This is a genomic window from Achromobacter sp. RT286_PF (assembly GCF_059760425.1).
Window position 1 is genome coordinate 114,717 of record NZ_JCBAMR010000015.1, and the last position, 7,927, is coordinate 122,643.

Below are 7,927 nucleotides of genomic sequence, written 5' to 3' on the forward strand. Positions count from 1 at the left end.
GATTAGAGGCTTGCCCGCCGCGTGTGCGGTGGCGCCGGCAGGAGAAGAAGATGTTGAACAAGGTCGTAAAGATGGGCGCGCTGGCCGTGTTGGCGGCGGCAATTTCCGGTTGCGCCACCGAGCGCTCGCAAGCGCTGGTGGTGCCGGCCACGCAGGCGGCGGCCAAGCCGTATCAAGGCGTGCGCAGCCCGATCTCGGTCGGTAAATTCGATAACCGCACCAACTATCTGCGTGGCGTGTTCTCGGACGGCGTCGACCGTCTGGGCGGCCAGGCCAAGACGATCGTGGTCAGCCATCTTCAGCGCAGCGGCCGCTTCCAGGTCATGGACCGCGACAACCTCTCCGAAATCAAGCAGGAAGCCGGCTTCAACAAAAAGGCCAACCAGATCAAGGGCGCGCGCTATGTCGTGACCGGCGACGTCACCGCCTTCGGCCGCAAGGTCACTGGCGACCAGCAGCTGTTCGGCATCCTGGGCCGTGGCAAGGAACAAGTGGCGTACGCCAAGGTGGACCTGAACGTGGTCGACGTGACGACGTCCGAAGTGGTGTATTCGGCATCGGGCGCGGGCGAGTACAGCCTGTCGAACCGCGAAGTCATCGGCTTTGGCGGCACCGCCAGCTACGACTCCACCTTGAACGGCAAGGTCCTGGACCTGGCCATCCGTGAGGCGGTGGACCGCCTGGTCGACGGCATCGAGCAAGGCGCCTGGCAGCCTTCCGCCAACTAAGGAGACTTGCCATGTTGAAACTACAGGCGATGCGTCGCCCGGATGCGCTTGCGCGCGCCGGGCGCGGTTTGGCGGTAGCCGCCGCGGTGGGTCTCTTGAGTGCATGCGTGCAGCAGCCCAAGTCGATGTACAGCTGGCAGGCCTATCAGCCGTCTGTCTATGCGTATCTGAAGGAAGACGGGTCGGATAACGCGGTGCAGGCTCAAGCCCTGGAAAAGAACATTGAAACCGCGCGTGCGGCCAATGTTGAGCTGCCGCCGGGCTTTCGCGCGCATCTGGGCATGCTGTACCTGAAGATGGGTGACGGCGACAAGGGCGTGGAGCAACTGCAAAGCGAGAAGGTGGCTTTTCCGGAATCCACGCCGTTCATGGACTTCCTGATGCGCAACGTCGGCAAGCCCGCGGCGTCCGTTGACGCCACGTCCGCCACCCCGGCATCCGCCGATGCGGCAGCCTTGAAGAAGGGATCGTGATGATGACCCGCTTGTTCCGAATCGGCCTGTTGGCCGCCGTCGCCATGTTGGCCGGTTGCGTCGCGCCGCAGCAGCACGTGGACTACACCGCTTTCCGCGAAAGCAAGCCGGCGTCGATCCTGGTGCTGCCGCCGCTGAACACGTCCGTGGACGTGGCCGCCACGGCCGCCGTGCTGTCGCAAGCCACGCGACCCCTGGCGGAATCGGGCTACTACGTGATCCCGGTCGGTGTCATGGACGAAACCTTCAAGCAGAACGGCCTGAGCTCCCCGGACGAAATTCACGGGCTGCCCGGCGCCAAGCTGCGCGAGATCTTCGGCGCCGACGCGGCTTTGTACATGACGGTTAAACAGTACGGCGCCAGCTATGCCGTAGTGTCCAGCAACGTCACGGTGGCCATCGATGCCGAACTGATCGACCTGCGCAACGGCGCCAAGCTGTGGTCGGGCAGCAAGCAGGTGGTGCAGGCCAGCAACAGCAGCGGCGGCCTGATCGGCATGCTGGTGCAGGCGATGGTGGACCAGATCGTCAACACGCTGTCGGATCGCAGCTATGGCGTGGCCGGCACGACCAACCACATGCTGCTCAGCGCGGGCCAGCCCGGCGGCATCCTGTACGGGCCGCGCTCCCCGCGCTACGACACGCAGTAATCCTGCCCGACGTATCAGTCCCAGGCCGCGGCCAGCCCTTCGGGGCTGACTTCGCGGCCGTTTCTTTCCAGCGTGGCGATTTGCGCCATGTCTGCGTCGGTCAGGCGCAGTTGCAGGGCCAGCAGGTTGCTGGCCAGGTTGTCGCGCCTGGTCGATGACGGGATCACCGAATAGCCCAGCTGTAGCGCCCAGGCCAGCGTCACCTGGGCGGGCGTGGCGTTGTGTCGCTTCGCAATCTGCTGGATCACCGGGTCCTTGAGCACCCGGCCATACGCCAGCGTCATGTACGACGTGACGTGGATGCCCTGCTCTTTCAGGAACGCGGTCAGCGTGGCGTTCTGCAAGTACGGGCTGAGCTCGATCTGATTGGTCGCGATGGCTTCGCGGCCCACGGCGGCGATGGCCGCGCGGGTTTGCGCGATGGGAAAGTTCGAGATACCGATCTGGCGCGTCAGCCCCTGCGCGCGCGCCTCGGCCAGCGCAGTCATGCATTCGTCGATGGACACGCCGTTGCCCGGCGCGGGCCAGTGGATCAAGGTCAGGTCCACATAGTCGCTTCGCAGCTTGGCCAGGCTGTCCTTCAAGCTGGGCACCAGCTTGTCGCGCCCGGTGTTGGGCACCCAGATCTTGGTGGTGATGAACAGCGCATCGCGCGCCACGCCCGATTGCGCAATGGCCTGGCCCACGTCCGCTTCGTTCTCGTAGATTTGCGCCGTGTCGATGGCGCGGTAACCCACGTCCAGCGCGTTGCGCACCGAATCAATGACGACTTGTCCTTGCAGCCGGAACGTGCCGACGCCAAAACGGGGAATGCTCATGTAAAACTCCGAAAGGGGGGAAAGATCCAGGCGCCCATGGCCCGGGAATGCAGCCAGTGTGCCCGCCCGATACTTGCCAAAAAAGCCCCATATCGGCGAAATACTTTTGATATAACGTCAAATATGAAAACGACGCTGGACGAAATGCAGGTCTTTATCGCCGTGGTGGATAGCGGCTCCATCACCGCTGCCGCCGAGGTGCTGGGCCAGACCATCTCGGCCACCAGCCGCACCATGAGCCGCCTGGAAGAAAAGCTGCAAACCACGCTGATGCGCCGGACCACGCGCAGGCTGGCGCTGACCGAAGAAGGCCGCGCGTATCTTGAGCAGGTGCGCCGCATCGTTGCGGCGGTCGAAGAAACCGAAGACCTGATGAATGTGCGGCGCAATCAGCCCGCCGGGTTGTTGCGCGTGGACGCGGCCTCGCCCTTCATGCTGCACGTTATCGCGCCGCTGGTGCCCGGCTACCGCAAGCGGTATCCGCAAGTGGAGCTGGAACTGAACAGCAACGAAGGCAACATCGATCTGCTGGAACGCCGCACCGACCTGGCCATCCGCATCGGGCGATTGAAGGATTCGTCGCTGCACGCGGTGGCGCTGGGCCAGAGCCGCGTGCGCGTGTTGGCCAGCCCCGCATATCTGGCGCAGCACGGCACGCCCAAGCGCGTGGCCGACCTCGCCCGGCACATGCTGCTGGGGTTCAGCCAGCCGGAATCGTTGAACGAATGGCCGTTGCTGGATGCGGATGGGCAGGCGCTGCACATCAAGCCCGGCGTGCGCGCACACAGCGGCGAGACGCTGCGGCAACTGGCGCTGAACCATGGCGGCATCGTGTGCCTGTCGGATTTCATGACGCGGGCCGACCGCGAAACGGGCGCGTTGCAGCAGGTGCTGCCGCGCCAGACGCAAGACGTCAGGCAGCCGATCAACGCCGTGTACTACCGCAACACCGCGATTTCATCACGCATCAAATCGTTCATCGACTATGTGCTGGAGACGGTGGGGCCTGATGGATTCTCGGAGCCTGCCGGTCGGTGAGAGATGTGTCCAATGGAGACATCGGCATCGGGCCCGCCAAGGGCAAACGTATACTGCCCCCGTTTTAATTCCGGATAGCCCCAACCCCATGAGCATCTTCTCCCGCTTCTTCGGCCGCAAGGAAGAATCCGCCGACGCCCGCGCGCTGGTCGCCAACCCCGCCATTGAAAACCCGCTGAGCTTGCAGGTGCTGTTCGCCGAGCCCCTGGCGCTGGACGAGGACGGCTTGCGGGCGGCGCTGTGCGCGTATCACCCGTCGATGAGCGATGCCCGCGTCGAGATCGCGCCCGACATGCCCGAAGTGCTGGGCCTGGCCGGCTGGGGCGATCACGTGGTGCGGCTGGTGGGCTTTGACGCGCCCTATCCCAAGGATGCGTTGGAAGCGTGCGTGGCGCCGGCGCATTATCCGGGCACGGTCAAGGACGAAGTGCGCGCGCACGCCAGCCACATCGTTCTGTACTACGGGGGTTTTTCGCAAGATCCGCTGGAGCAGTACGTGGCGCTGGCCGCCGTGGCCGGCGCGTTGACCGGCTTTGGCGCGGTGGCGGTGTTGAACGAACATGCGCACACCTCGCTGCCGGCCGGCGTCTTCGATGCCGAGTCGCTGGGTGAAGAAAGCCTGGACCTGCTGCGCGCGCTGCCGCTGAACATGCTGTATTGCGGCTTTGTGAAGTATGAGGTGGATGGCGTGGCCGGCGTGTGGATGCGCACCTATGGCGCCGACCTGTTCAGCCTGCCTGACTTCGCGGCGCTGGCCCGTGGCCATGACGAAGGCGAGTACTACTCGAACATCTTCAACAACATCATGGGCTACATGCTGGAAAGCGGCGCGGAACTGGCCGCCGGGCACACCATGCAGATCGGCGAGAAGGCCTATATGAAACTGCGCGAGCCCACCCAGGAGGAATACTTCCTGGACGGGCCCGCGCAGGTACTCGTTGCCGAAATCATCACGGCAGACGAGATCAACGCGCCGCAATAATCGCGCGGCTCCCGGTGGCCGGCCACACGCGCAGGCCCAGCGCCAACGCTGCCGCGCCTGCCGCCACGACCGTCACGCCCGTCCAGCCCCAGTGGGCCAGCGCCAGGCTGCCCAGCGCGCCACCGGCAGCCATGCCGATGAACACGCCCGTCATCAGGATGGCGTTCAGGCGGCTGCGCGCGGCCGGGTCGATGCCGTAGACGATGCTTTGATGCGCGATCAGCGAGGTCTGGATGCCCAGGTCAAAGCCGATGGCGGCACCCGCGATCAGCCACAGCGCGGCGTGCGGTGACAGGAACGGCAGAAAGATCATGGCGGCGAACGACACCATCGTCAGCCCGGCGCCCAGGCTGGCCACGGCGAGCGGACCACGGGTGTCGGCCACGCGGCCGGCCAGCGGCGCGGCCAACGCGCCGGCAGCGCCCGCCAGCCCGAAAGCGCCCGCCGCACCCGCGCCCAGGTGAAACGGCGCGCCATGCAGCATCACCGCCAGGGTCGACCAGAACGCACTGAAGCCCAGCGACAGCAAGCCCTGCGCGGTGGCGGCGCGGCGCAGGCCGGGGTGCTGGCGCCACAGCGTTGCCAGCGAGCCCAGCAGCGCGGCGTACGACAGCTGCGCGGTCGGCACGAAGCGCGGCAGGCCACGCCACAGCGCCGCGCCCAGCGCCACGATGGTGACGGCGGCCGCCACGAACATGGCGCGCCAGCCGAACTGCTCGGCAACGAATCCGCTGACCACGCGTGACAACAGAATGCCCAGCAACAACCCCGTCATCACGGTGCCGACGATCTTGCCGCGTTGCTCGACCGGCGCCAGATGCGCGGCGGCCGGCACGATGTCCTGCGCCAGCGTGGCGGACAGGCCGACCACGAAGCTGGCGGCCAGCAACAGGCCGATGGAGGGCGCGACGGCGGCGGCCAGCAATGCCACGCTAAGCACGGCGGCCTTGATGAGGATGATGCGCTTTCTGTCGTGGCGGTCGCCCAGGGGCGCCAGCATCAGGATGCCGAACGCATAACCCAGCTGCGTCAGGGTGGGGATCCAACCCAGCGTCTCGGCGCTGGCGTGGATGTCCACACCCAGTACGCCCAGCATCGGCTGGCTGTAATACAGGGACGCTACCGACAGACCGGCGCCGATCGCCAGAAGGAAAACAAGTCCGCGCGATAAGGCAGCGGTAGAGGTGGGGGTTTGGGATGACATGGTGAGGTGTCCGAAAGATCGTGTACGGGGCAGATTCTGGGCGCGCGCGCCCCGTTTTGGTAGCCGACTTGCGGGTACATCGGTTATACGATTGGCGTATGACCACCTCTGCCCCGCCCTCCGCGGCCGCCACCGCCGCCGCCACCGACCGCCTGCTGCTGATCGAGACCTTTGTGCGCATCGTCGAGGCCGGCAGCCTGTCGGCCGCCGCCGCGCAGCTGGGGGGCACGCAGCCCACCGTCAGCCGCCGCCTGCAATTGCTTGAACGCACCATGGGGGTGCGACTGCTGCAACGTTCCACCCACGCGATCCGGCTGACTGAAGACGGCCAGCGTTGCTATGAACGCGCCAAGGAATTGATCGCCACCTGGCAATCGTTTGAAAGCGAGGTGCGCGGCGCGGGCGACGAGCCCATCGGTACGCTGCGCGTGGTGGCGCCGCACGCGTTCGGTCAGGACCAGTTCGTCGACCCGCTGGCCAGCTATCTTCGGCAGTATCCGAACATGCGCGTGGAATGGCTGCTGCACGACCGCATGCCGGACCTGATCGCCGAGAACGTGGACTGCGCCATTCGCGTCGGCGCCGTTACCGATCCGTCGGTGATCGCCATCAAGCTGGGTGAAGTGCCACGCATCGTCATCGCGTCGCCTGACCTGCTGCAAGGCGGGCCCATCCCGCAACATCCCGACGACTTGGCGCGCCTGCCCTGGCTGGCGCTGCGCACGTTTTATCGCACCGAGGTCAGCCTGACGCATTGCGCCACGGGGGCGACTGAACGCTTCGGCATCCAGCCGCGTCTGTCGACCGATGGCCTGTACGCGCTGCGCAAGTCCGCGCTGTTGGGCCTGGGGGTGGCGCTGGGCTCGGCCTGGGCAATGCAGGAAGACCTTGCCACCGGCAGGCTGGTGCATCTGGCGCCTGATTGGCGCGCCGATCCGCTGCCGGTATTCCTGGTGTACGCGCCGTCGCGTTTTCAGCCGGCGCGTTTGCGTCGGTTCATTGAAATCATGCGCGAACACCTGCCGGTGGAGCTGGGCGGCGGCTGATGGCGCGCGACGACTCGTCGGCCAGCGCCGCCGGGCAAAAGCCGGGCGTAACCGGTGCACTGGCCGACGCGGGCGACGATGCCGCGCGCGAGACCAGCACGGGCAGCAGCTCGGCGCGGCACGGGCGGCCATACAGCCAGCCCTGGCCGGTTGCCGCCGGCGCGCGTGCCAGGACATAGCGAGCTTGCTCGGGGCTTTCGATGCCTTCCACAATCACGTAGATGTTCATGCGGCGCGTCATCTCGAACACCGACTCCAGCACGGTCGCCGCCCAGTCGTTGGCGCTGACCCAACGGATCAGGGTGCGATCCAGCTTCAAACCGCTGACGCCCCACGTCAGCAGATTGCTCAGGTTGGCGTAGCCGGTGCCGAAGTCGTCAATGACCACACGAAACCCCGCTTGCAGATACTGCGCGATCAAGGTGCGCGGGTCGTCCACCACGAAGGCTAGCGACTCCGTGATCTCAAGCACGATGCGCTCGGGCGAGATACCGAATTCGCGTGTCGTTTCAAGCATGAACCGCGCAAACGAAATGTCTTCGATATCGCGCGGCGTCACGTTGATGCTGCAATAGAAATCACCCGGCTCGCGCAGCGCGATGCGCAGATCGGCCAACGTGGCGCGCACCACATACCGAGTCAGCTGGCGGCCCAGCCCCGTCGCTTCCGCCCACGCAAAAAATGTCTCGGGCGCAATCGCGCCCAGCGTTTCATGCGTCCAACGCGCCAGCGCCTCGACCCCCACCGTGTGGCCCGACGACATGTTCGCCAGCGGTTGGTACACCATGTGGATATGGCCGCGTCGCATTGCGCGTTTAATGCGGTGGCGCACGCCGGGCGCGCCGCTTGATGGATCTGCTGGACTGAGGCGCACGAAGTGCACGATGCGCATGACGCGGATGACGCGCATTGCGTGCAGGGGGCCGAGGAGGGGCGGGGGAGTTGTCTCTGCCTCCGGGTCTTATACCAATCCTCGAGCGCCCGACAA

The 7,927-nt window shown here is 65.8% G+C and carries 9 protein-coding genes; 6 read left to right on the plus strand and 3 right to left on the minus strand.

Annotated features, from left to right (window positions below; translation table 11 throughout):
• Positions 1 to 50 precede the first annotated feature (50 nt).
• Genes AC6LJY_RS14395 through AC6LJY_RS14405 form a run of 3 tightly spaced genes read left to right on the plus strand, consistent with a single transcriptional unit; the run spans position 51 to position 1,851 of the window.
• On the plus strand, positions 51 to 728 hold the full coding sequence (locus AC6LJY_RS14395) for a CsgG/HfaB family protein (RefSeq protein WP_046805329.1): 678 nt from the start codon (positions 51 to 53) through the stop codon (positions 726 to 728).
• An 11-nt stretch (positions 729 to 739) separates the two neighbouring features.
• Positions 740 to 1,201: a DUF4810 domain-containing protein gene (locus AC6LJY_RS14400; protein ID WP_046805330.1), complete on the plus strand. Its 462-nt coding sequence runs from the start codon at positions 740 to 742 to the stop codon at positions 1,199 to 1,201.
• Positions 1,201 to 1,851, plus strand: a complete 651-nt coding sequence (locus AC6LJY_RS14405; protein ID WP_046805331.1) for a DUF799 domain-containing protein — start codon at positions 1,201 to 1,203, stop codon at positions 1,849 to 1,851. Before AC6LJY_RS14400 ends, AC6LJY_RS14405 begins: the two co-directional genes overlap by 1 nt.
• Before the next feature lie 14 nt (positions 1,852 to 1,865).
• Here AC6LJY_RS14405 and dkgB read toward each other — a convergent pair whose 3' ends face one another.
• Positions 1,866 to 2,669 carry a 2,5-didehydrogluconate reductase DkgB gene (dkgB, locus tag AC6LJY_RS14410; protein WP_498136231.1) on the minus strand — a complete coding sequence of 268 codons (804 nt, stop codon included), beginning with the start codon at positions 2,667 to 2,669 and terminating at the stop codon, positions 1,866 to 1,868.
• Positions 2,670 to 2,792: 123 nt separating this feature from the next.
• Between dkgB and AC6LJY_RS14415 the strand changes: the two genes are divergently transcribed.
• Both AC6LJY_RS14415 and AC6LJY_RS14420 read left to right on the plus strand, forming a co-directional pair.
• Positions 2,793 to 3,707, plus strand: coding sequence for a LysR substrate-binding domain-containing protein (locus AC6LJY_RS14415; RefSeq protein ID WP_498136232.1), 915 nt, complete (start codon positions 2,793 to 2,795; stop codon positions 3,705 to 3,707).
• 88 nt (positions 3,708 to 3,795) lie between these two features.
• Entirely contained in the window at positions 3,796 to 4,689 is an 894-nt protein-coding gene (locus AC6LJY_RS14420; RefSeq protein ID WP_104144740.1) for a DUF4261 domain-containing protein, read from the plus strand.
• Here the strand turns inward: AC6LJY_RS14420 and AC6LJY_RS14425 are convergent.
• Positions 4,673 to 5,893 carry an MFS transporter gene (locus tag AC6LJY_RS14425; RefSeq protein ID WP_104144741.1) on the minus strand — a complete coding sequence of 407 codons (1,221 nt, stop codon included), beginning with the start codon at positions 5,891 to 5,893 and terminating at the stop codon, positions 4,673 to 4,675. The genes AC6LJY_RS14420 and AC6LJY_RS14425 overlap by 17 nt on opposite strands.
• Before the next feature lie 98 nt (positions 5,894 to 5,991).
• Here AC6LJY_RS14425 and AC6LJY_RS14430 point away from each other — a divergent pair, with 98 nt between their 5' ends.
• A complete protein-coding gene (locus AC6LJY_RS14430; RefSeq protein ID WP_104144742.1) occupies positions 5,992 to 6,939 on the plus strand; it encodes a LysR family transcriptional regulator in 948 nt (315 codons plus the stop codon).
• Here AC6LJY_RS14430 and AC6LJY_RS14435 read toward each other — a convergent pair.
• The gene (locus tag AC6LJY_RS14435) at positions 6,899 to 7,849 is read right to left on the minus strand and encodes an EAL domain-containing protein (protein ID WP_498136233.1); all 951 of its coding nucleotides are present in this window, start codon (positions 7,847 to 7,849) and stop codon (positions 6,899 to 6,901) included. The genes AC6LJY_RS14430 and AC6LJY_RS14435 overlap by 41 nt on opposite strands.
• Positions 7,850 to 7,927 lie beyond the last annotated feature (78 nt).